Origin of the sequence: Methylobacterium sp. E-066 (assembly GCF_022829635.1) — a bacterium.
In the GTDB taxonomy this organism is placed as follows: domain Bacteria; phylum Pseudomonadota; class Alphaproteobacteria; order Rhizobiales; family Beijerinckiaceae; genus Methylobacterium.
The window spans coordinates 57173-80142 of record NZ_JAKSYO010000040.1 but is presented as its reverse complement, the minus strand read 5'-3'; the positions used below and the strand labels follow the sequence as shown (position 1 = coordinate 80142).

Genomic DNA, 22970 nt, shown 5'->3' with positions numbered 1-22970 from the left:
CCCCCCCGGCCATGCCGATTGCGTTCAGCCGCTCGGTCGGGCGTCCGACGCTGGAGCGGCGGTTCGATCCTGCATGAAGCGTCTGGCCCCATGCAGGATCGCCGCCCCGCCCCTCAATAATGCGCCAGCACCGCCAGCAGCAGCAGGGCGATGATGTTGGTGATCTTGATCGCCGGGTTCACCGCGGGGCCGGCCGTGTCCTTGTAGGGGTCGCCGACCGTGTCGCCGGTCACCGCGGCCTTGTGGGCGTCGGAGCCCTTGCCGCCGTGGTGGCCGTCCTCGATGTACTTCTTGGCGTTGTCCCAGGCGCCGCCGCCCGAGGTCATCGAGACCGCGACGTAGAGGCCCGTGAGGATCACGCCGAGCAGGCTCGCGCCCACCGTGGCGAAGGCCTGGCTCTTGCCGGCGATCAGCTGGATCACGAAGAAGATCACGATCGGCGAGAGCACCGGCAGCAGCGACGGGACGATCATCTCCTTGATCGCCGCCCGGGTCAGCATGTCGACCGCCCGTCCGTAATCCGGCCGGTCGGTGCCCTGCATGATGCCGGGCTTCTCCCGGAACTGGCGCCGGACCTCCTCGACCACCGCGGCCGCCGCCCGGCCGACCGCCGTCATGGCGATGCCGGCGAACAGGAACGGGATCAGGCCGCCGAGCAGAAGCCCCACCACCACGTACGGATTGGACAGGGAGAAATCGACGCTGACGCCCTGGAAGAACCGGTACTGCGTCGGGCTGGCATTGGCGATGAAGTAGTTCAGGTCGGACGTGTAGGCGGCAAACAGCACCAGGGCGCCGAGGCCGGCCGAGCCGATCGCGTAGCCCTTGGTCACCGCCTTGGTGGTGTTGCCGACCGCGTCCAGCGCGTCCGTGGACTTGCGGACGTCCGGGGGCAGGCCGGCCATCTCGGCGATGCCGCCGGCATTGTCGGTGACCGGCCCGAAGGCGTCCAGCGCCACGATGAAGCCGGCCAGCGCCAGCATCGCGGTGACCGCGATGGCGATGCCGAACAGGCCGGCCAGCGCATGGGTGCTGATGATGCCGGCCACGATCACGAGGGCCGGCAGCGCGGTCGATTCCAGCGAGATCGCCAGGCCCTGGATCACGTTGGTGCCGTGGCCCGTCACCGAGGCGTCGGCGATCGACTTCACCGGGCGGTAGTTGGTGCCGGTGTAATACTCGGTGATCACCACGATCAGCGCCGTGATGGCGAGCCCGATCACCGCGCAGCCGAACAGGCCGCCCGACGTGAAGGTCACCCCGGTCGAGGTGGTGAACGCCGTCGAGAAGCCGCCCAGCAGGGTGAGGTTGACGATGGCGATCGCCACCACGGACAGCACGCCCGCGGTGATCAGCCCCTTGTACAGGGCGCCCATGATCGACTGGTTGGCCGAGAGCCGCACCGCGTAGGTGCCGGCGATCGAGGTGACGATGCAGGCCGCCCCGATGGCGAGCGGATAGAGCATCATCGGCTCGAGCACCGCCCGGCCGCTGCCGGTGGGGCCGGAGAAGAAGATCGCGGCCAGCACCATGGTGGCCACGATGGTCACCGCGTAGGTCTCGAACAGGTCGGCCGCCATGCCGGCGCAGTCGCCGACATTGTCGCCGACGTTGTCGGCGATGGTGGCCGGGTTGCGGGGATCGTCCTCCGGGATCCCGGCCTCGACCTTGCCGACGAGGTCGCCGCCGACATCGGCGCCCTTGGTGAAGATGCCGCCGCCGAGCCGGGCGAAGATCGAGATCAGCGAGGCGCCGAAGCCCAGAGCCACCAGCGCGTCGATCACCTCGCGGCTCGACGGGTCGAGCCCGGCGCCGCGGGTGAGGTAGAGGTAGTAGAAGGCGACCCCCAGGAGCGCGAGGCCGGCGACCAGCATGCCGGTCACCGCGCCGGACTTGAACGCCATGTCGAGGCCGGCGCCCAGCGAGGTCGAGGACGCCTGGGCCGTGCGGACATTGGCCCGCACCGAGACGTTCATGCCGATGAACCCGGCCGCCCCCGACAGGACTGCGCCGATCAGGAAGCCGACCGCGACCTTGATCCCGAGAAACACCGCCAGCAGCACGAACAGCACCACGCCGACCAGGCCGATGGTGAGGTATTGCCGCTTCAGATAGGCCTGCGCGCCCTCCGCGATGGCGGCGGCGATCTCCTGCATGCGCTGGGTGCCGGCGTCCCGTCGCATCAGATCGAGGATCGTGACGATGCCGTAGGCGACGGCACAGAGCCCGCCCACGATGATCAAAGCCAAGGGGATCATGCTCTACCGTCCTTGTTCTTATCGTGCCTGGCGGGGGCTTGTGATTCTTGTCGAGCTTGACCGTGTTTCGACGATCATGGGACGTGGCGCTCGATTCGGGGCATTCCTTCCCAAAGGTCAGTCTTGGCGCGACCACCGCCGTCGGGGAGACCGGCTCGGCGACAGTGATGCGTCTCAGCAAAGGATAAGAGTCGGCCCGACCATGGCGTGATCGGCCCGACATGTGTTGCCAAACTTCGCCGGTGAGCGCAAACGCCCGGTTTTACGCCGTCGGCGGTGCGGGATGCGAATGCTGCACTGCGCCAAATCCTGGCGAAGCCTCGCCGCGAAGACACGCCGAAGAGACGCGGTCCGGCGGTGCCATTTCTTCGCAGCGTGCGCCCGGTGCGGGACCGGATTCTTCGCGGGAATGGGGCGCTTAACCCGCGATTAACCATACCGTCTTCTACTTCCGGTTGTATAACCGGATGGGGCTGGACATGAGCAGCGACCAGGTCGCCAAGCTGGCGGCGACGATCGAGGTCTTGACGGGGGCGGTGCACTTTTTGATCGCCGAGCGGGTCGCGGCCCAGCCGGAAGCGGCCCAGGGCGACCTCCTGCACATCCTGCAGCGGGCCTTCTCGACCCCGCCCCGCCCGGAGGAAGCGGTCACCGGCCGCTCCGCGCTGACGCCCGGCGACCTGGCCCTGTGGATGCCGATCGTGGCGGCCGGCATGATGGACGAGGTCCGCCGCCAGATCGGCCGGCAGCCCGAGGGGGTCACCCACATCGTGCTGGGCCGGACCAACCCGGGCCCGGCCTCAGAAGTGGCTGAACGCCCCAGCCGCGAACACGCGCGCAGCGCCATCGCCCATTTCGAAGCCGGGCGGGCCGTCGCCTGAGGTGACGGTGCCGATGGCGGTGAGCGGGATGCCGGCTTCCGCCGCCTCGGCCAGGAGCGCGTCGAGCCGCTCCGGGGCTGCGGTGCAGAGAATCTCGTAATCGTCGCCGCCGGTCAGGATCGGCTCGATCAGGCCGGGCTCCGCCGCGCGCACCCGGGCGGCGGCCTCCGAGAGCGGCACGGTCTCGACCGCGATCCGGGCACTGCGGCCTCCGCCCAGCATCTTGGCGAGGTCGCCGGCGAGCCCGTCGGACACGTCCATCGCCGCCGAGGCGTGGCGGCGGATCACGCCCGCCAGGGCGAGGCGCGGGCGCGGATGCAGGTAGCGGTCGGCCAGCACCGCCCGCTGCGCCGGGTCGAGGGACGCCGCCCAGGCCGCCTCCGGCTCCAGGCGCAGCCGCAGGCCGAGCGCCGCGTCGCCGATCGTGCCGCTGACGCAGATCCGGTCGCCGACCCGTGCGGTGCCGCGCCGGACGATGCCGCCGCCCGGCACCTCGCCGAACGCCGTGACCCCGATCAAGGCCGGCCCGCCGGAGCGCACCGTATCGCCGCCGAGCAGCGGGCAGCCGGCCTCCGCGGCCATCGCGCCGAGCCCCTCGGAGAAGCCGGCGAGCCACGTCTCCGTCCAGTCGTCGGGCAGCGCTAGGGTCAGCAGGAAGCCGCGCGGCACCGCGCCCTTGGCGGCGATGTCGGACAGGTTCACCCCCAGCGCCTTGCGGGCGATCGAGCCCGGGGGATCGTTGGGGAAGTAGTGGATCCCGGCCACCACCGCGTCGGCGGTGACGACGAGATCGTGCCCTTGGGTCGGGGTCAGGGTCGCGGCATCGTCCCGGAGCCCGTCCGCCCCCGGTCCCGCCAGCGGGGCGAAATAGCGGGCGATCAGCCCCTCCTCGGAGGCGCGACCCGGCTCGGCCACGGCTCAGGCTTTCTTGGCAGGCGGCTTCCCGGAGCCCGGCTTACCGGGAGCCTTGCCGCCGCCCTTGGGCGCGCTCATCTCGCCCGGCCGGACCTCCCGGGCGACCCGGTCGAGCACGGCGTTGACGAGGCCCGGCTCGTCGGCGGTGTAGAAGCTGTGGGCCACGTCGACATATTCGGAGATCGCCGCGGGCGCCGGCACGTCGGGCCGGAACATCAGCTCGTAGGCGCCGGCCCGCATGATCGCCCGCAGCACGATCTCGATGCGCCGGAGCGGCCAGCCCTGGGCCAGCGCTTGATCGAGCTTCTGGTCGATCGCCCGCTGCTCCTCCACGGTGCCGCGCAGCAGGTCGCGGAAGAAGGCGGTCTCGGCCTTGGGATGCAGGATCCCGTCGACCTCCTGGCCGATCCAGAACGCCTCGAACTCGGCGAGCGCGTCGAGGACGCCCTTGCCGGAGATGTCCATCTCGTAGAGCGCCTGCACCACGGAGAGGCGCGCGCCGCTGCGCGGGCTGATCGCCCGGACGGTCTCCTCAGGGGCATCCTGGGCGATGTCGTCCGGCCTGGTTTCGGGGGTCCCGGTCATGTCGGTTCTCGTTATCGCGGGCGCGCCGCCTCGGCCGCGCGCTTGAGGGCGAGCACCCCGAGCGCCGCCTCGGCCGCGCCGCCGCCCTTGTTCATCTCGGCGACCCGGGCGCGTTCCAGCGCCTGCGCCTCGGTCTCGACGGTCAGGATGCCGTTGCCGAGCGGCAGCCGACGCTGGACCGAGAGGTCCATCAGGGCGCGGGCGCTCTCGCCGGCCACGATGTCGTAATGCCCGGTCTCGCCGCGGATCACGCAGCCCAGCGCCACCACGGCATCGTAATCGTCCGCCAGGATTGCCACCGCGGCGGGGATCTCCAGGGCGCCCGGCACCGTCACCACGGTGGCGTGCGCGGCGAAGGCCTCGATCACCGCGAGGGCGCCGGCCAGCAGCTCGTCCGCCAGGGCGTCGTAGTAGCGCGCCTCGACGACGAGGATGCGGGCGCCGGCAAGCGCCGGATCCGCGGGCATCGGCGCCGTGGCGGCGCGGGTATGGGCGACCATGGCTGCGTCCGGTCGGTTTTTCGGGGGTTGGCGCGGGCGCCGCGCTTCGGGCGCCCACGGGATAGGGGACGGTTAGACCGAAGCGGCCGGCGCGACAAGCGGCGCAGGAGCGACGGCGCGGCACCGCATCGTGAGAGACGGGTTGGCGGGGCCACTGCGTGGCGCATCCCGCCTTTTCCCGGACAGGTGGAGCGAAGCGAAACCTGATCCGGGACCCAGCACGGAACGCGCCGCGCAGCGGCTCCGAAACTCCGGATCGGCGGATGGCACGCGCCGACCTGAATCCGCCTCTACCGGACCAGCGGCGGCAGCGGCGGCCCGTCCTCGGGCAAAGCCGTGCGGCCGACATTCATGGTCATGGCGAGCAGCGCGTAATAGCCGTTGATGCCGGTGAGATCGATCGCGCCCTGCTCGCCGAACCGCGCCACCAGGTTGGCGTAGGTGGCATCGCTCACGGCACGGTTATGCTGCAGCTCGGTCGAGAACGCGTAGGCGAGCGCCTCGTCGTCGCTCATCGTGTCGGGACGCCGGCCCTCGGCCAGGGCCTGCGCGGTCTCCGGCGCGACCCCGGCCTTGAGGGCGATCGGGTGGTGGATCTGCCATTCGACCGGCTGATTCCACAGCCGGGCGACGAACAGGATCACGAACTCGCTGATCCGCAGCGGCAGGGAACTGCCGTAGCGCAGGTACAGCCCCATGCGGCTGGCGCATAGCATCAGCTCGGGGCTGCGCAGCAGCGGCACGAACGGCCCGAACACTGGGACCCCGCGCTCGGCCTTGAACGCCTCCGCGGCCTTGGCCTGCGCGTCGGTGAGGGTGTCCGCCGGGATTTCCGGCAGGCGGTCCGTACCCGTCATGGCTTGCCTCATCTCCCGTACCGTACGCCTGTGACGCACTCTGGATTTCCGGTGCCTGTCAGCCTAGACCGTTCAGGCTCACCGGGACGACGAGCGCCCGATCCGGACGCGATTCCGAAACCCCGCCAGCGAGGCTTACGGCTTTGGCCCTCCCCGTCAACGAACGCCGGCGCATCATGCTGCTCACGGGCGCGAGCCGGGGCATCGGCCACGCCACGGTCAAGCGCTTCTCGGCGGCCGGCTGGCGGGTGATCACCTGCTCGCGCCACGCGTTTCCCGAGAACTGCCCCTGGGAGATGGGTCCCGAGGACCACCTCCAGGTCGACCTCGCGGACGCCCAGGACACGATGCGTGCCATCGAGGAGGTCCGGGGCCGGCTCGACGCCGAGGGCGGCGTGCTACACGCGCTGGTCAACAATGCCGGCATCTCGCCCAAAGGTCCCGCGGGCGAGCGCCTGGGGGCGCTGGCCACCGAGTTCGACGGCTGGCAGCGGGTGTTCCAGGTCAACGTCTTCGCCACGATCCTGCTGGCCCGCGGCCTGCGCGACGAGCTCGCCCGGGCTCGGGGCTCGATCGTCAACGTCACCTCCATCGCGGGCTCCCGGGTCCACCCGTTCGCGGGCGCGGCCTACGGCACCTCCAAGGCGGCGCTCGCCGGCCTGACCCGCGAGATGGCCGCCGATTTCGGGCCCCTCGGGGTGCGGGTGAACGCGATCTCGCCCGGCGAGATCGACACCTCGATCCTGTCGCCCGGCACGGAAAAGCTCGTCGAGCAGATCCCGCAGCGGCGGCTCGGCACCCCGGACGAGGTCGCCAAGGCGATCTACTTCCTGTGCACCGACGCCTCGTCCTACGTGAACGGGGCCGAGCTGCACATCAACGGCGGCCAGCACGTTTGACCCGGCGATGGGGACTGCCGGTCGCGATGCGTGCCCTCTCTCGGCTGGGTTACGACATTCACAGATCGGCGGCCGATGCGGGCATCGGTCGGGGACACGCGCCTCTCCCTCCCCCCGCAGAGCTACGATGTTCACACATCGGCTTGCGAAAGCCTCCACGCGCCCCCTCTCCCGTGCGGGAGAGGGTTGGGGTGAGGGACCAGGTTTTTCCGGAAAGCGCGCATCCCTCACCCTGTCCCTCTCCCGCACGGGAGAGGGGACCCGCGCCACATCCGGGGATGTGTGAATCCGATAGCCCCTCTGCGGGGGAGGGTGGCCCCTGCATCAGCAGGGGTCAGGAGAGGGGCAGCGCGACGATTCAGGGTTTCACGCCCCGCGCGACCTGTTCGGACACGGCGCTCCCCTCTCCCGACCCCCTTCGGGGGCCACCCTCCCCCGCAGAGGGGGGAGGGAGAGCCGCGGTGTCTCCAGCGTATCCTGCCGACCCAGATGTGTGAATTCGCTAGCCCTTGCGGGGAGAAGTTGGAGGTGGGGGTGGTCCAGAAGGCGCCGCTGCGTCTCATCCTGCACCACCCCCACCCCTGCCCCCTCCCCGCAAGGGCTACGGTCTACACAGGTTTGAGGCACAAGCGCTGTTGCAGGCCGCAACGCCCCCCTCTCCCGTGCGGGAGAGGGTTGGGGTGAGGGACTAGGTCTTTCCGGAGAGGTCGCATCCCTCACCCTGTCCCTCTCCCGCACGGGAGAGGGGACCCGCGCCTTCTGCACCCATGGCATGATCACGGCTACGGTCGAAACCTGTGTAGCCCGTAGCCGCAATGGGGAGGGGAAAGCGGAACCCGACTTCGCGCGCCGCCTGAGTCAGGCCGCCTGCGTCCGGTTGGCGAACAGCGTGGCTTCGAGGGTCGAGACCGGCATCGGCCGGCCGAGATGGTAGCCCTGCAGGAACGGGCAGCCCATCGCCTGGAGCGTCTGCAGATCCTCCTGCGACTCGACCCCTTCGGCCACCACTTCGAGCCCGAGCAGGTTGCCGAGGCCGAGCACCGCCAGGACCAGACCGCGCTTGTCGTCGGAGGCGCTGAGCCCGGTGACGAAGCTCCGGTCGATCTTGATCCGGTCGGCCCTGAGCTGGCGCAGAGACGACAGCGACGAGTAGCCGATGCCGAAATCATCCAGCGCGACCCGGATGCCGGCGCGCGAGAGCGCCTGGAGCTTGCCCTGCACGGCGCCGAGATCGAGGGCGGTCTCCTCGGTGATCTCGATCTCCAGCATCGCAGGCGGCAGGCCCAGCGCCCCGAGACGCCCGATCACGATCTCGTCCACCGGGATCTGCGCCATCTCCCGGGGCGACACGTTCATCGCCACCCGGACGGTGCCGAGCCCCTGGCTGCGCAGGATCTGCATCATCCGGCAGACCTGATCGAGAATGAAGCGCAGGAGCGACTCGGTCAGCCCCGCCATCGCGGCCGCGGCGATCAGGTCGGGGGGCGCGATCCAGCCGAGGCGCGGGTGGCGCCAGCGCACCAGCGCCTCCAGCCCGACCAGGGTGCGGGCATCCAGCGCGTAGATCGGCTGGAACCACACTTCGAGGGCGTTCTCGACCAGGGCGTGCGAGAGGTCGCGCTCCAGATCCCGCCGCATCTCCAGGCAATCGCGCAAGCCGGCGTCGAACAGGCGGAAGCGATTCCGGCCGGCGGCCTTCGAGGCGTAGAGCGCTTCGTCGGCGCAGCTCAGCATCTCCATCAGATTGGGCTCGGGTTCCGCATGGACGCCGATGCTGACCCCGAGGCGCGCCTCGTCGAAGCCGTCGAAGGGCTGGGCGACCGCCGCGATCAGGCCGGCGGCCAAGTCCGCATACGGCACGCCGGCGCCGGCGGGATCGTACAGCACCGCGAACTCGTCACCGCCGAGCCGGGCGGCGAGGCCGTCGGGCGGCAGCGTGGCCCGCAGCCGGCGGGCGACCTCGACCAGCACGCGGTCACCGGTCTGGTGACCGTAGACGTCGTTGACCGACTTGAAGCCGTCCAAGTCGAGGAGCAGCAGACAGGCGGTTCCGGCGTTCAGGCGCGCCTCGGCCTGCTGAATGAAGCCGGCGCGATTGAGCAGGCCGGTGAGGTCGTCATGAGTCGCGCGCCAGCGCATCTCCTCGACCAGCGCGTTGGCGCTGGCCTGGGCCTCGGCCCGGGAGCGCGCCAACGTGGTGGCGTCGTTCTTCAGCCGGCTCGCCTCGCGAAACCCCGCCTCGCTCTGGAACGCCGTGCGCGACAGGGCGGCGAGATACAGCAGCACGCAGGCCGCCAGGCAGGCACGATCGAACCCGCCGACGGCGAACAGGCAAAGGGCCGCCGACAGCAGCGGCAGCAGGATGAAGCTGAACGGGATCCGGGCATAGGCGGTGCCGTGGGTCACCGCGCCGGCGGTGATGCCGCAGGTGATGGTGAGGTAGAACAGGGTCTGCGGCGAGGTGTAGCCGGCGCAGAGCAGCGGCAGGAACGCCCAGACCAGGCCCGACAGCAAGGCCGCCAGGGTGCAGGCCCGCAGATGCCCCTCCACCGAGCGCGAGGCCTCCGCGGCCATGTCCGGCGGCATCGCGGCCGTGAGGGCGAGGCCCGGGCAGGCCGCCCGGCACAGCCCGATCCGCAGCAGGTTGGCGCCGGTCGAGGCCGCGTACCAGATCATCCCGGCGCGGCCGTTGCCGGCCTGGAACGCCACCAGCACGCTGGCGAGCCCGAGCAGCATGTTGACGGGAATCGCCGTGAGGACGCTGCGGCGCACCGCCTCGAGCTGGTCGCGACGGACCAGCGCCGCCAGCCGCCGACCCGAAGCGTCGGGCGCCCGAGCGGGGCCCGCCAGCCCGGGGAGCGTTTCCTCCAGGTCGTGAAGCGTCATCGTCCGTCCAATCAGAGGCGCACGATTATCGACCAAGAGTCGTAAGAGAGTGTTGAACAGGCCGATCCGTGGTTACTACTGATCGATCCCGCCGGATTGAGACCGCCGGTCGCAAGCCATTCCGGTCCCGCCGTCCCGCGCCATATCCCATGCCGGGCCGCCGCCGGGCCCCGGATCCCCCATGGCCCTGACCAGCGACCTCCTCGACATCCGGACGATCTACCACGAGCCCACGGTCGACGCGTTTCCGATCGGTCGAGACATCCTGGCGCGCTTCCCCGATGCGGAGCGCATCCCGGTGCCGTCGCACTGGAACATCCCGGCGCTCCACGGCAACGAAGGCTCGGTGGAGGATTGGGTGCGGATCAAGCGCTCGACCCTGGTGCTCGGCGTGAAGAAGGGCCTGACCCTGCGGCCGAACGGCCGGAGCGCCCATTTCATCGCGCCCTCGACCTCCAACGGCTGCGCCATGGCCTGCGCCTATTGCTACGTGCCGCGCCGCAAGGGCATCTCGAACCCGATCTCGCTGTTCGTGAACATCGACCAGGCCTGCGCGGCGATCGCCCGGCACGCGGGGCGCCAGGGCCCCCTGCCGGAGCCCGACACGATCGACCCGGAATACTGGATCTACGATATCGGCGAGAACGGCGACCTCTCGGTGGATGCGGCGGTGAGCACCGGCGTGCGCACCTTCATCGAGCGGTTCCGCACCCTGCCGAACGCCAAGGCCTCGTTCGCCACCAAGGCGGTCAACCGCGATCTGCTGGCCTACGATCCGCAACGCAAGACCCGGATCCGGTTCTCGCTGATGCCGGCCCGGATCGCCAAGATCGTCGATGTCCGCACGACCCCGATCCCGGAACGGATCGCCGCGATCGACGACTTCGTGGCCGCCGGCTACGAGGTCCACGCCAATTTCTCGCCGGTGATCCTCTATGAGGGCTGGGAGGCGGATTGGCGCGCGCTGTTTGCCGAGATCGACGGCACGCTCTCGGACGCCGCCAAGGCCCAGCTCAAGTGCGAGATCATCATGCTGACCCACAATGCGGGCCTGCATGAGGTGAATCTCGGCTGGCACCCGAAGGCAGAGGACCTGCTGTGGCGGCCCGACATCCAGGAAGCGAAGGTCTCCGAGGGCGGCGGCACTAACCTGCGCTACCGGACCGGCTGGAAGGGCCAATGGCTCGCCCGGTTCAAGGCCCTGCTGGCCGAGACCATGCCGTACTGCACGGTGCGCTACGCGTTCTGAACCCTCGGGCCGACGGCGCGTTGGCGCGGGCATTCCGGGAGAGGCGCAGCGATGTCCGACCACGAGGCCTATATCCGCGAGGCGGTCGCCCTGGCCGAGGCGAACGTCCTGGCCGGCGGCTCCCCCTACGGCGCGGTGATCGTGCGCGATGGCGCCGTGCTGGTCCGGGCGGCCAACACGGTGCACGCCACCAACGACCCCAGCGCCCATGCCGAGATGGTGGCTTTGCGCGAAGCCAGCCAGGTGCTGGAGCGACGCGACCTGTCGGATTGCGTGATGTATGCGAGCGGCCGCCCCTGCCCGATGTGCCACGCCGCGATGCGGCTCGCAGGCTTTCGCGAGGGCTATTTCGCCTTCTCGGCCGAGGAGGCCGAGGAATACGGGGCTGCTGACGCGACGCTCTACGCGGAACTGTGCCGCCCCCTGGACGAGCAGCCGATGCGCCTCAGCCAGATCCGGCCGGCGGGCGAAGCGCCCTACGCCGCGTGGCAGGCGCGCCGCGGATCCTGACGCGGCCTCCGGATGCGATGCCTCAATGCGTCCAGGGTGCCGTGCGGTTGAACTTGAAGTTGTCCGAGTAGGACAGGCCCTTACGGAACACCGGCTTGGCCGGCTGCTCGACCCGGTAGGCGATACCCTCGCGCTTGGCGTAGGCCACCGCCTCCTCCTCCGTATCGAACTCCAGACGCACCTGCTGCATCATGTCGGCCGATCCGTTCCAGCCCATCAGCGGATCGATCTCGCGCGGGCTGGTCTGGTCGAACTCCAGGATCCACTGCTTCGTGCGGGCCAAGCCCGACTGGGTGGCGTCACGGGAGGGACGGAAGATGCGGGCGCTCGGCATCTGAACTCGACAAGCTCCTGATCGAATGGTCGGGGCGATAGGATTCGAACCTACGACCCCCTGGTCCCAAACCAGGTGCGCTACCAGACTGCGCCACACCCCGACTGCCGATGACGGCACGCAAGCCCTAGCGTTTCGGGGGGGCCGACGCAACGGGGCAGCCGGCGACGGCACGCATGCCAGGCCGATTAACCGCACCGGATCGAAAAGCCGTCGGAAACCGCATCGATCACTTGTCAGACAATTCGGTCGCGACTAAGGTTTTTATTGGGACGGCGAGGGCTGATTCTCGCACCGACGAGCCGGCTGCATTTCCATTGGGGGGCGGTGGAAAGGCGGGTCGGCAACCGGCGGTGGGGGATCTTGGTCCTCGTCGCTCCCACGCTGTCGCGCTCCGGGTTTCTTCACCGGACCTTGAAGGGCCACCGAGGTCGACCGCCTGCGCGACGGCCCCTCGATCCTCTGGCATCTCCCCGGCGATTCTGTATCGCAGGCGCCACGCGCAAAGCCGCGTGCCGGTGGGAGGAGATCAGCCCCGTGTGGACGCCGAGCCCGCGCTATCCCGATCCGGCCATTGAGATCCTCGACGCCTCCTTTGCCCGCTACCGGGTGTTCAGCGCGGCGGTCGAGCGGCTCGCCACCGGCTGCCGCTGGTGCGAAGGGCCGGTCTGGTTCGGGGACGGGCGCTATCTCCTGTGGAGCGACATCCCCAACAACCGGATCCTGCGCTGGGACGAGGAGACCGGCGCGGTCGGCGCGTTCCGCAAACCGTCGGGATTCGCCAACGGCAACACCCGCGACCGGCAGGGGCGGCTCGTCACCTGCGAGCATGGCGGCCGCCGGGTCGTGCGGACCGAATATGACGGCGCGGTCACGGTGCTGGCGGAGTCCTTCGACGGGAAGCGCCTCAATTCGCCGAACGATGTCGTCACCGCCCGCGACGGCTCGGTCTGGTTCACCGATCCGACCTTCGGCATCGCCGGGTTCTACGAGGGCGAGCGGGCCGAATCCGAGCTGCCGCAGAACGTCTACCGGCGGGACGCGGAGACTGGCGCTCTCGACGTGGTCGCGGACGACATCGCCGGGCCGAACGGCCTGTGCTTCTCGCCGGACGAGTCGCGGCTCTACCTCGTCGAATCCCGCGGCGAGCCGACCCGGCGCATCGTGGCCTTCGACGTGGTCGGCGGCCGGACCCTGCGCGACCGGCGGGTCCTGATCGATGCCGGGCCGGGCACGCCGGACGGGATCCGCTGCGATACCGATGGCAACGTCTGGTGCGGCTGGGGCATGGGCGACGACGCGCTGGACGGCGTGATGGTGTTCAACCCGGAGGGCCGCCTGATCGGCCGCATCCGCCTGCCGGAGCGCTGCGCCAATCTCTGCTTCGGCGGGCGGCACAGGAACCGCCTGTTCATGGCGGCGAGCCAGTCGCTCTACGCCCTCTACGTGGATATCCAGGGCTGCCCCGGCGGGTGAGACCGCATTGCGGCAGCCGGCCCGGGCCATGCTTGACCGGAGCGCGTCGCAGGCCCACCTCCCGAGCGCCGGGGCTCGGGGCCTCCTTCCGGATCGCGCATCCACGAGGCGGCGCCAGGGCTTTGTTTTGGCATCATCTTTTTCGAAAGCCGGCACCACCGTCCGGGATGATGCGCCAGCGGGACACAATCCGATGATCGATCTGTACTATTGGCCGACGCCGAACGGCCACAAGGTCACGATGTTCCTCGAAGAGGCCGGCGTCCCTTACCGGATCAAGCCGATCAACATCGGTAAAGGCGAACAATTCAACCCGGGCTTCCTCAAGATCGCCCCGAACAACCGCATGCCGGCGATCGTCGATGACGAGCCGGCCGATGGCGGCGCGCCGGTGTCTCTGTTCGAATCAGGCGCGATCCTGTTGTATCTCGCCGAGAAGACCGGGCGGTTCATTGCGAGTGATCTGCGCGGCCGGGCCGAGGTCCTGCAATGGCTGTTCTGGCAGATGGGCGGACTCGGGCCGATGCTGGGCCAGAACCATCATTTCTCTCAGTATGCGCCGGAAAAGATCGATTACGCGATCAAGCGCTACGTCAACGAGACCAACCGGCTCTACGGCGTGCTCGACCGGCGCCTGGCCGACCGCCCCTACGTCGCGGGCTCCGAATACTCGATCGCCGACATGGCCAGCTACCCGTGGATCGTGCCGTGGGAGAAGCAGGGCCAGAACCTCGACGAGCACCCCAATCTCAAGCGCTGGTTCACCGCCATCGCGGAGCGGCCCGCCACCAAGGCGGCCTATGCCCGGGCGCCCGAGGTCAATCCCGACCACGGCAAGACCATGAGCGAGGACGCCAAGAAGGTGATGTTCGGTCAGACCGCCGCAACCACCCAGCGCTGACCCGTCCATGACCGACACGCAGACCGCCCTCCCCCTGCGGGTGATCCACAGGGGCTGGAACACCTTCGGCATCGCCACGCTCACCCAGCCCGACGGCAGCACGGTGCCGCGGGCTCTGGAGGACCATGGCGAGGCGGCCTGCGTGCTACCCTACGATCCCGAGCGGCGGGTCGCCCTACTGGTCCGGCAGAACCGGGTTGGCCCCGCCTTCTGGGGCGAGCCGGCGGCCCTCGACGAGGCGCCCGCCGGGGGCCTCGACGGCGGCGAGCCGGAAGCGACCGCGATCCGCGAGGCGATGGAGGAGGCGGGCCTGCGGCTCGAACGGCTCGAGCCCGTGACCCACGCCTACAGCATGCCGAGCGTCTCCTCCGAGCGCCTGTGGCTCTACCTCGCGCCCTATACGGAGTCCGACCGGGTCGGCCCCGGCGGCGGCCTGCCCGGCGAGGGCGAGCAGGTCGAAGTGCTGGAGCTACCCCTGGCTGCCCTGGCGGAGCAGGCGCGCTCCGGCCGCCTGGCCGATCTCAAGACCCTGGTCCTGGTCCAGGCGCTGATGCTGCGCCGCCCCGAGTTGTTCGCCGCATGATCCAGCCCGACGCCCCGATCGACGCCGTCCTGGCCGAGATGCTCGCCTTCGCCGAGGACGCGGCCCCGTTGGCGCTCGCGATGCGGGCATCGGGGCTCGCCATGACCAACAAGGGGCCCGATCTCGGCCAGGCGCTTACCGAGGCCGACCTCGCGGTCAGCCGCCTGTTGCACGCCCGCTTCGGCCCCGACCTGATCGAGGAGGAGACCGCCGACGATCTGGGGCACGCGGCCGCGACAGCGATGCTGGCCCGGGATGCCTGGACCTTCCTGGGTGACCCGATCGACGGCACGCGGCCGTTCGCGGGCGGCCTGTCGGGCTGGGGCGTGATGGTAGCGGCCTGCCGCGCCGGCTGGCCCCGGGCCGGCGTGTTGAACCTTCCGGCCTGGAACGAGGACCGCTCCGGCCCCGCCCGCATCGAATCCGCGGAGGCGGCCCGGGGCATCCTGTTCGCGGCCTACGAGGGCCGGGCGTTCTGGGCGCCGACCCGGGGCGGGCGCCGGACGGAGGCCCTGCGCGCGCTGAAACCCTCCACCAGCCGCACCGGCCATGTCGGCTGGCTCGCCGTCGCGGCGCAGCGCTTCACCCTGGATTACGGGCGGGCTTGGTTCCCCTGGAGCGAGGGCGGGTCGATCTCGGACGCCGCGCTCCTGGCCACCGGGCGGCTCGACGCGACGGTTGTCAACAGCATGCTGTGGGACCTGGCGCCGATCCTGCCCCTGTTCGAGGCGCTGGGCTTTCGCCTCTACCACTGGCCCGACCTCGCTCCCCCGCCCGCCGCGTTCATCGACCTGTTCGACGCCGAGTTGTCCGCCCACGACGACCTCTGGCTGGTCTGTCGGGACCGGGCGCAGGCAGCCGATCTGGCTGGGGCGATCCGCAAGGCCTAGCGGCCAGTCCCACGCTTGAAAAATCCAGGTTTCAAAAGGTCTTCGACCTTTTGCGGGTGCAGGGCAGAGCCCTGCAACATCAGGGTTTTGCCCTGATAACCCGCCGAAGGGCACGCCCTCACGCCTCGGCCCCGCCATGGGCCATGATCGCGTCGAGGAGCCCGGGGAAGCGCGCGTCGACATCCTCCCGGCGCAGCGAGATCAGGCAGCGCATCCCCTCGGGGCGGGTGCGCGTCACGCCGGCCTCCCGCAGGATCTTGAGATGGTGCGTCATGGTCGAGCGCGGCACGCTCTCGGCCAGGAGATCGCCCGAGGCGCGCTCACCGTCCTTCATCAGATCCGACACCACCGCCAGGCGGGTCGGATCGCTCAGGGCGAACAGGATCCGATGCAGGGTCAGCTCGGAGACGTCGGGATGGAAGAACTTGCGGGGGCTCATGGCGCCGTTTATGTACGATTTTCGTCGTACATCGTAAAGAGGCGGCGGGACATGAGACGAATCGCGGTTCTGGCGCTCGGGATGTTCGCCCTGGGCTTGGATGCGTATGTGGTCGCGGGGCTGCTGCCGGGGATCGGCGCCGCGTTCCAGGTCGAGCCCGGCGAGGCCGGGCAGGCGGTCACGGTCTTCACCCTGGCCTACGCGCTGGCGGCCCCGGTCTGCGCCACCCTGCTGGCCGGCAAGCCGGTGCGGCGGATCCTCGGGCTGGCGCTCGCGGTCTTCACCATCGCGAACATGCTGAGCGCCCTCGCCACCGGCCTGTTGGGGCTGCTCCTGGCCCGGGCGCTCGCCGGCCTCGCGGCCGGTCTGTACGCGCCGGTGGCGATCGCGTCCGCGGCCACGCTGGTGGAGCCGGGCCGCAAGGGCCGCGCCCTGGCGCTGACCCTCGGGGGCATGAGCACCGGGACGGTCATCGGCGTGCCGGCCGGGTTGTGGATCGCCGAACGACTCGGCTGGCAGAGCGCCCTCTGGATGGTGACACTGCTGGGCGCCGTCGCGACGGCCGCGATCCTGGCACGCCTGCCCGACATCGAGGCCGCGGAGCCGCCATCCTGGCGGGCCCGCGCCGCCCTGCTGACCGACGCGTCGGTGGTCGCCACGGTGATGGTTACGTCCCTTACCGCCATCGCCAGCCTCGGGCTGTACACCTATCTGGCACCGCTCCTCGACCGGGCCGGGCTGGGCACCGCTGCGGCCTCGTATTTCTGGGCCTGGGGCATCGGCGGGATGGTGGGCAGCTTTTCTGTCGGCCCGCTGATCGACCGGACGCGCAATCCCCGTCGGCTGATGGCCGTGATCCTGGCCGCCCTGACGCTGGCGCTCGCCGCGCTTCCCGGCCTGCTCGGCACCCCGCTCCTTGGCTACCTGCCGTTGCTGATCTGGGGCGCGATGGGCTGGGCCTCGCAGGCGCCGCAGCAGCATGCCCTGCTGCACCTCCGGCCCGATCACGGCAGCGTCGCCGTCGCGCTGAACAGCTCCGCGAACTACCTCGGCGGCGCGGCCGGTGCGGCGCTCGGCGGCGTGGTGGTCACGCTGGCGGGAATCTCCGCCCTGCCAACAGCCGCCGCCGCTGTGGCGGCTGCGGGCTTTGCGCTGCAGGTGGCGATCCTGGCTCGCGTCAGGCGCGTCGCGGCGGGCTGAGGGTCCGGAGCGCACGACACATACGAAAAAGGCGGCGCGCCCTCCTCAGGCGCGCCGCCTCGCTCGAAACCGAGACGCTCAGTTCAGGGCCACGTTGGCCGGCCGGCGCTCGGCGCCGACCGTCATGTCGCCGATCATCAGGCCCATCGGGCCCAGCCGGACCGGCACCGTCTCGCCGTCGTGGATCTTGCCCGAGAGGACCAGCTCGGCCAGGGGATCCTGGACGTTCTTCTGGATCACCCGCTTGAGCGGCCGCGCCCCGTAGGCCGGGTCGTAGCCCTTGTCGGCGAGCCAGATCTTGGCCTCCTCGTCGAGGTCGAGGGTGATCTTGCGATCCTCCAGGAGCTTCGCCAGGCGCCCGAGCTGGATCTCGACGATCGCCCCCATCTCCGACCGCGCCAGGCGGTGGAACAGGATGATCTCGTCGACCCGGTTCAGGAATTCCGGCCGGAAGTGGCTCCGCACCACGGTCATCACCTCGTCGCGGACCGCCTCGGTGTCCTCGCCCGCGGGCTGGTTCACCAGATACTCGGACCCGAGATTCGAGGTCATGATCAGCAGCGTGTTGCGGAAGTCGACCGTCCGCCCCTGCCCGTCCGTGAGCCGTCCGTCATCGAGCACCTGCAACAGGACGTTGAACACGTCCGGATGCGCCTTCTCGACCTCGTCGAACAGCACGACCTGGTAGGGCCGGCGTCGAACGGCTTCCGTGAGCGCCCCGCCTTCCTCGTAGCCGACATAGCCCGGAGGTGCGCCGATCAGGCGGGCGACCGCGTGCTTCTCCATGTACTCGGACATGTCGATGCGCACGAGCGCCGTGTCGTCGTCGAACAGGAAGCCGGCAAGCGCCTTGGTCAGCTCGGTCTTGCCGACGCCCGTGGGGCCGAGGAACATGAACGAGCCGATCGGCCGGTTCGGATCCTGCAACCCGGCCCGGGCGCGCCGGACCGCGGTCGAGACCGCCGCCACCGCCTCGCGCTGGCCAACGACGCGCTTGGCCAAAGCGTCCTCCATGGCGAGCAGCTTCTCGCGCTCACCCTCCAGCATCTTGTCCACCGGCACGCCGGTCCAGCGGGAGACCACGCCGGCGACGTGAGCAGGCGTGACCGCCTCCTCCATCATGCCGTCGCGGCCGTTCTCCGACTTGGCCTCAATCTCGGCGAGCTGCTTCTCCAGGCCCGGGATCACCCCGTAGGCGAGCTCACCCGCGCGCTGGTACTGGCCCTGGCGCTGGGCCGCGGCCAATTCGTTGCGCGCCTCGTCGAGCTTCTTCTTGAGGCCGGCGGCGGTGCCGAGCTTGTCCTTCTCGGCCTTCCACCGGGCGGTGATCGATGCCGAGCGCTCCTCAAGATCGGCCAGCTCCTTCTCCAGCCGGACCAGCCGGTCGCGGGAGGCGGAATCGGTCTCCTTCTTGAGCGCCTCGGCCTCGATCTTCAGCCGCACGATCTCGCGGTCGATCGAATCGAGCTCTTCCGGCTTCGAATCGACCTGCATGCGCAGGCGCGAGCCGGCCTCGTCGATCAGGTCGATCGCCTTGTCGGGCAGGAACCGGTCGGTGATGTAGCGGTTCGAGAGCGTCGCCGCCGCCACCAGGGCCGCATCCTGGATGCGCACCCCGTGGTGCTGCTCGTACTTCTCCTTGAGGCCGCGCAGGATCGAGACCGTGTCCTCCACGGTCGGCTCCGACACGAAGACCGGCTGGAAGCGGCGGGCGAGCGCGGCGTCCTTCTCGACGTGCTTGCGGTACTCGTCCAGCGTGGTGGCGCCGACGCAGTGCAGCTCGCCGCGGGCGAGCGCGGGCTTGAGCAGGTTCGAGGCGTCCATGGCCCCGTCCGCCTTCCCGGCGCCGACCAGCGTGTGCATCTCGTCGATGAACAGGATGATGCCGCCCTCGGCCGCGGTGACCTCGGAGAGCACGCCCTTCAGCCGCTCCTCGAACTCGCCGCGATACTTCGCGCCGGCGATCAGCGAGCCCATGTCGAGAGCGAGCAGGCTCTTGTCCCGCAGGCTCTCGGGCACGTCGCCGTTGACGATGCGCAGGGCCAGGCCCTCGACGATCGCGGTCTTGCCGACGCCGGGCTCGCCGATGAGGACGGGATTGTTCTTGGTACGCCGGGACAGGACCTGGATGGTCCGCCGGATCTCCTCGTCGCGGCCGATCACCGGGTCGAGCTTGCCGTCCCGGGCAGCCTCGGTGAGGTCGCGGGCGTATTTCTTCAGCGCGTCGTAGGCGTTCTCGGCCGAGGCGTTGTCGGCGGTGCGGCCCTTGCGGAGCGCGTTGATCGCGCCGTTCAGCGACGCGGGCGTCACGCCCGCCGCCTGGAGCGCGCGGCCGGCCTCGGACTCTTTCTCCACCGCCAGGGCCAGGAGCAGGCGCTCCACCGTGACGTAGGAATCGCCGGCCTTCTTGGCCGCCTGCTCGGCGGTGTCGAACAGGCGCATCAGCTCGCGCGTCGCCTGCGGAGCGGACGCGTTGCCGGACACCTTCGGCTGCTTGGCGAGCCACTGTTCGGTCTGTGCCAGCGCGACTCGCGACTGGCCGCCGGCACGGTCGATCAGACCGGCGCACAGGCCCTCGGGATCGTCGAGCAGCACCTTGAGCAGATGCCCCGGCTGAAGCTGCGGATGGCCCTCGCGCATGGCGAGGTTCTGCGCGGCCTGGACGAAGCCGCGGGCGCGCTCGGTGTAGAGTTCGAAATTCATGCGTGTCTCACCCTCCCGTGCCGGCATCCGCCGCCCGAGATGGCGCGGCCTTGCCGAAACGTCGCCCCTCCGCATTCTGCCGCAAGGGGCCCCGGCGCCGAAAGCCACCGGTAGGCCCGATGTGGTGTTGTATTTGCGCACCACAAGGGCTCAGGCCTTGCGCGGCGGAGCTTTTCCGAGCCACCCTGCCGGCATGCAAGCCGCCCTCGAAATCGGCCTCCTCGGCCTTTACCGCTACCCTGTGAAGGGCCTGAGCCCGGAGCCCCTCGACCGGGCGGAGCTGGAGACCAGCGGGTTCTTCCCGGGGGACCGGCTCTACGCCATCGAGAACGGGCCCTCGGGCTTCAACCCGGTGGCGCCGCGGCACCAACCCAAGACCAAGTACCTGATGCTGATGCGCGACGAGGCTCTGGCCCGCCTGCGCACCCGCTACGACGATGCCACCGCCACGCTCACGGTGGAGCATGCCGGGGAAGCGCTGGCGTTCCGGCTCGACACGGAGGCCGGCCGCGACGGACTCGCCGACCTGATGCGGCGCACTTTGCCTGAAAACCTGCGGGGCGAGCCGAAGGTGCTGGCGGCGCCGCCGCAATACCGGTTCACCGATTCGCCCACCGGCTACGTCTCGCTGATCAACCGGGCCAGCGTGGCGGCGGTGGAAGACTATCTCGGCGCGCCGGTCGACCCGCTGCGCTTCCGCGGCAACCTGCTGGTCGAGGGGCTCGCGCCCTTCGCCGAGCTGGACATGGTCGGCCAGGTGATCGAGGCGCCGAGCGGGCTGCGGCTCAAGATCACCAAGCGCACGGTGCGCTGCGCCGCCACCAACGTCGATCCGGTGAGCGGCGTGCGCGACCACGACATTCCCTGGACCCTCGACGCGCGCCTCGGCCACCGCGACCTCGGGGTCTACGCCGAGGTGATCGCCGGCGGAGCGCTCGCGGTGGGTGATAGGCTGCGCGTGGTGAGCTAGGCGCGGCCCTCAGAGCCGCGCGACGTAGGCTGCCAGATCCTGGATGTCGGCGTCGCTCAGACCCTGCGCGACCTCGTTCATCGCCGGGTCGTAGCCTGGCCGGGCGTTCGACTTGTAGGCCGCGAGGGCCCGGGCGAGGTACTCCTCCCGCTGCACCCGGATCCTGGGAATTGCATCCCGGCCGGCAAGGTCAGCACCGTGACAGGAATTGCACTGGTGCTTTGAGACCAGCGCCTGGGCGCGCGCCACTAGGGCCGGGTCCGCGGCCGGCCCCGACCAAGCGGGCGCCGGAAGGGCCGCGACCGCATCGGCGTAAGTGCGCAGGTCGTCGTCGGAGAAACCGGCGGCGACGTCGTTCATGGGCTCCGCCGCGCGCTGCTTCTCCCGGAACTGGAACAGCTGCGTCACGACGTAGTCCGCCTGCTGGCCGCCCAGCGAGGGCACGCCCTCATTCTCCGAGGTTCCGCCCCCGTGGCAAGCGACGCAGGGGGCGAGACGCTCCTGCATCGCCGCATCGGGCGCAGCCAGCGCCGCACCCGCCAGCAGGACACCGAGGGCCGAGGCAAGCCCCCTGATCAGCCCGATCCTCGCTCCGCGGCGCATCACTGGCCGTAGCTGACACGGTAGATCGCGCCGTTATAGTCGTCCGAGACGAGCAGCGACCCGTCCTTGGCGACCAGCACGTCGACCGGGCGGCCGGCATATTTGTTGTCTTGGAGGAAGCCGGTCAGGAACGGCTCCACGGCTGCGACCTTGCCGTCCGGGCCCGGCCGCGCGACCACGACGTCGCCGCCGAGCTTGGTCGTGCGGTTCCAGGAGCCGTGCCGGGCGATGAAGGCGGCATCCTTGTAGGAATCTGGGAACTGCGCGCCGGTGTAGAACCGCATCCCGAGCGAGGCCGTGTGCGGCCCGAGCAGGCCCGCCGGCGCGGTGAACTCCGCGCAGGAATGGCCCCAGCCGTATTCGGGATCCGTGAACGTGCCCTGGTGGCAGAACGGATAGCCGAAATGCTGCTTGCCCGGCTCCGTGAGCACGTTCAGCTCGTCGTTCGGGATGTCCTCGGAGACCCAATCGCGGCCATTGTCCGTAAACCAGAGCTGCTTGGTCTTCGGGTTCCAGTCGAAGCCCACCGTGTTGCGCACCCCGCGGGCGATCACTTCGGCGTTCTTGCCGTCGAGATCGATCCGGCGGATCTGAGCGTGCGTGTCTGGGGGCATCACGATGTTGCCGGGCGCGCCGACCGGGACGTAGAGCTTGTTGTCCGGCCCGATGGCGATGAACTTCCAGCCATGGGCTTCGTCCTTAGGCAGATCATCGTAGACGAGGCTCGGCTTCTCGGAGCCGTCAAGATGGTTGGCGATGTCGTCGTAGCGCCAGATCTTCGACAGCTCGGCGACGTAGAGCGCGCCTTCGTGGAATGCGACACCGTTCGGCCGGTGCAGCCCCGACGCGATCGTCTTGACCTCGCGCTTACCGTCCGGCCCAGCCTGCGGCAGCACCGCGTAGACCTTGCCGACCGTGCGGGTGCCGACGAACAGCGTTCCGTCCGGCGCCTGGGTCATCGAGCGGGCATTGGCGAGGCCGCTGGCATAGACCTCGACCTTGAAGCCCTCCGGCACCTTCAGCTTGTCGAGGGGCAGCTTGGCGGCGGCCGTCGCCAGGGGCGGCCCTGCGACCGGCGCGAGCTTGGCCGCGTCCCCGCCTTCGGGACGTCCGTAGAGGGCCGAGCCGCGATCGACCTGCACGCTGGCCGGCGGCGCGGAGCTGGCCTTCGTCTCCTGCGCACGCACTGCATCCGGGGACGCGGTCCCGAAGCCCAGGCAGGCGAGTGCGGCGGCGAGTCCGCGGGTCAGAATCGGCTTGGTGACTGGCGTCATGATGTCTCCCGAGATGGCCGGCATCTTGGATCGCCCGGTCCGATCTGCATTCTCTAT

The 22970-nt window shown here is 70.0% G+C and carries 21 protein-coding genes and 1 tRNA gene; 10 read left to right on the top strand and 12 right to left on the bottom strand.

Annotation, left to right across the window (positions count from 1 at the left end; all coding sequences use genetic code 11):
* Nucleotides 1–113: 113 nt before the first annotated feature.
* Complete coding sequence (locus MKL20_RS04085; protein ID WP_244035614.1) at nucleotides 114–2258, bottom strand: sodium-translocating pyrophosphatase; 2145 nt, start codon at nucleotides 2256–2258, stop codon at nucleotides 114–116.
* A 479-nt stretch (nucleotides 2259–2737) separates the two neighbouring features.
* On the opposite strand from MKL20_RS04085, the gene MKL20_RS04080 reads away from it, so the two are divergent.
* Nucleotides 2738–3139 (top strand): hypothetical protein, encoded by a 402-nt coding sequence (locus tag MKL20_RS04080; protein ID WP_244035613.1) that lies wholly within the window; start codon nucleotides 2738–2740, stop codon nucleotides 3137–3139.
* On the opposite strand, the gene thiL is transcribed toward MKL20_RS04080, so the two are convergent.
* From thiL to MKL20_RS04060, 4 genes are all read right to left on the bottom strand, one after another.
* On the bottom strand, nucleotides 3059–4054 hold the full coding sequence (gene thiL / locus MKL20_RS04075; protein ID WP_244035612.1) for a thiamine-phosphate kinase: 996 nt from the start codon (nucleotides 4052–4054) through the stop codon (nucleotides 3059–3061). The two genes, MKL20_RS04080 and thiL, sit on opposite strands and share 81 nt — an antisense overlap.
* A 3-nt stretch (nucleotides 4055–4057) precedes the next feature.
* Entirely contained in the window at nucleotides 4058–4639 is a 582-nt protein-coding gene (gene nusB, locus MKL20_RS04070) for a transcription antitermination factor NusB (protein ID WP_279594510.1), read from the bottom strand.
* Between the two features lie 11 nt (nucleotides 4640–4650).
* The gene (ribH, locus tag MKL20_RS04065; RefSeq protein ID WP_244035611.1) at nucleotides 4651–5139 is read right to left on the bottom strand and encodes a 6,7-dimethyl-8-ribityllumazine synthase; all 489 of its coding nucleotides are present in this window, start codon (nucleotides 5137–5139) and stop codon (nucleotides 4651–4653) included.
* Between the two features lie 290 nt (nucleotides 5140–5429).
* Nucleotides 5430–5996 (bottom strand): carboxymuconolactone decarboxylase family protein, encoded by a 567-nt coding sequence (locus MKL20_RS04060; protein ID WP_244035610.1) that lies wholly within the window; start codon nucleotides 5994–5996, stop codon nucleotides 5430–5432.
* Between the two features lie 176 nt (nucleotides 5997–6172).
* On the opposite strand from MKL20_RS04060, the gene MKL20_RS04055 reads away from it, so the two are divergent.
* Nucleotides 6173–6895 carry an SDR family NAD(P)-dependent oxidoreductase gene (locus tag MKL20_RS04055; protein ID WP_058193267.1) on the top strand — a complete coding sequence of 241 codons (723 nt, stop codon included), beginning with the start codon at nucleotides 6173–6175 and terminating at the stop codon, nucleotides 6893–6895.
* Between the two features lie 858 nt (nucleotides 6896–7753).
* Here MKL20_RS04055 and MKL20_RS04050 read toward each other — a convergent pair.
* Nucleotides 7754–9781: a putative bifunctional diguanylate cyclase/phosphodiesterase gene (locus MKL20_RS04050; protein WP_244035609.1), complete on the bottom strand. Its 2028-nt coding sequence runs from the start codon at nucleotides 9779–9781 to the stop codon at nucleotides 7754–7756.
* A gap of 181 nt (nucleotides 9782–9962) precedes the next feature.
* Here MKL20_RS04050 and MKL20_RS04045 point away from each other — a divergent pair, with 181 nt between their 5' ends.
* Entirely contained in the window at nucleotides 9963–11030 is a 1068-nt protein-coding gene (locus tag MKL20_RS04045) for a spore photoproduct lyase family protein (protein ID WP_244035608.1), read from the top strand.
* 51 nt (nucleotides 11031–11081) lie between these two features.
* Nucleotides 11082–11540 (top strand): nucleoside deaminase, encoded by a 459-nt coding sequence (locus MKL20_RS04040; RefSeq protein ID WP_244035607.1) that lies wholly within the window; start codon nucleotides 11082–11084, stop codon nucleotides 11538–11540.
* 22 nt (nucleotides 11541–11562) lie between these two features.
* On the opposite strand, the gene MKL20_RS04035 is transcribed toward MKL20_RS04040, so the two are convergent.
* Together MKL20_RS04035 and MKL20_RS04030 are read right to left on the bottom strand one after the other, a co-directional pair.
* Nucleotides 11563–11874: an ETC complex I subunit gene (locus tag MKL20_RS04035; protein ID WP_058191156.1), complete on the bottom strand. Its 312-nt coding sequence runs from the start codon at nucleotides 11872–11874 to the stop codon at nucleotides 11563–11565.
* Nucleotides 11875–11900: 26 nt separating this feature from the next.
* A tRNA-Pro gene (locus tag MKL20_RS04030) sits at nucleotides 11901–11977 on the bottom strand.
* Between the two features lie 434 nt (nucleotides 11978–12411).
* On the opposite strand from MKL20_RS04030, the gene MKL20_RS04025 reads away from it, so the two are divergent.
* The 4 genes from MKL20_RS04025 (at nucleotide 12412) to MKL20_RS04010 (ending at nucleotide 15724) form a co-directional block, all read left to right on the top strand.
* Nucleotides 12412–13350: an SMP-30/gluconolactonase/LRE family protein gene (locus MKL20_RS04025; protein ID WP_244035606.1), complete on the top strand. Its 939-nt coding sequence runs from the start codon at nucleotides 12412–12414 to the stop codon at nucleotides 13348–13350.
* A gap of 193 nt (nucleotides 13351–13543) precedes the next feature.
* Entirely contained in the window at nucleotides 13544–14251 is a 708-nt protein-coding gene (locus tag MKL20_RS04020; RefSeq protein WP_244035605.1) for a glutathione binding-like protein, read from the top strand.
* Between the two features lie 7 nt (nucleotides 14252–14258).
* A complete protein-coding gene (locus MKL20_RS04015; RefSeq protein ID WP_244035604.1) occupies nucleotides 14259–14834 on the top strand; it encodes an NUDIX domain-containing protein in 576 nt (191 codons plus the stop codon).
* Nucleotides 14831–15724 carry an inositol monophosphatase family protein gene (locus MKL20_RS04010; protein ID WP_244035603.1) on the top strand — a complete coding sequence of 298 codons (894 nt, stop codon included), beginning with the start codon at nucleotides 14831–14833 and terminating at the stop codon, nucleotides 15722–15724. The genes MKL20_RS04015 and MKL20_RS04010 overlap by 4 nt, the downstream gene beginning before the upstream one ends.
* 118 nt (nucleotides 15725–15842) lie before the next feature.
* Here MKL20_RS04010 and MKL20_RS04005 read toward each other — a convergent pair whose 3' ends face one another.
* A complete protein-coding gene (locus tag MKL20_RS04005) occupies nucleotides 15843–16163 on the bottom strand; it encodes an ArsR/SmtB family transcription factor (protein WP_244035602.1) in 321 nt (106 codons plus the stop codon).
* 51 nt (nucleotides 16164–16214) lie between these two features.
* On the opposite strand from MKL20_RS04005, the gene MKL20_RS04000 reads away from it, so the two are divergent.
* Nucleotides 16215–17363 carry an MFS transporter gene (locus tag MKL20_RS04000; protein WP_244035601.1) on the top strand — a complete coding sequence of 383 codons (1149 nt, stop codon included), beginning with the start codon at nucleotides 16215–16217 and terminating at the stop codon, nucleotides 17361–17363.
* A 78-nt stretch (nucleotides 17364–17441) separates the two neighbouring features.
* Here the strand turns inward: MKL20_RS04000 and clpB are convergent, their stop codons facing one another.
* Nucleotides 17442–20066 (bottom strand): ATP-dependent chaperone ClpB, encoded by a 2625-nt coding sequence (gene clpB / locus MKL20_RS03995; protein ID WP_244035600.1) that lies wholly within the window; start codon nucleotides 20064–20066, stop codon nucleotides 17442–17444.
* Nucleotides 20067–20259: 193 nt separating this feature from the next.
* On the opposite strand from clpB, the gene MKL20_RS03990 reads away from it, so the two are divergent.
* Nucleotides 20260–21036, top strand: coding sequence for an MOSC domain-containing protein (locus tag MKL20_RS03990; RefSeq protein ID WP_244035599.1), 777 nt, complete (start codon nucleotides 20260–20262; stop codon nucleotides 21034–21036).
* Between the two features lie 9 nt (nucleotides 21037–21045).
* Here the strand turns inward: MKL20_RS03990 and MKL20_RS03985 are convergent, their stop codons facing one another.
* Both MKL20_RS03985 and MKL20_RS03980 read right to left on the bottom strand, forming a co-directional pair.
* Entirely contained in the window at nucleotides 21046–21639 is a 594-nt protein-coding gene (locus MKL20_RS03985) for a c-type cytochrome (protein WP_244035598.1), read from the bottom strand.
* The gene (locus MKL20_RS03980) at nucleotides 21639–22913 is read right to left on the bottom strand and encodes a PQQ-dependent sugar dehydrogenase (RefSeq protein WP_244035597.1); all 1275 of its coding nucleotides are present in this window, start codon (nucleotides 22911–22913) and stop codon (nucleotides 21639–21641) included. The genes MKL20_RS03985 and MKL20_RS03980 overlap by 1 nt, the downstream gene beginning before the upstream one ends.
* Nucleotides 22914–22970: the final 57 nt, after the last annotated feature.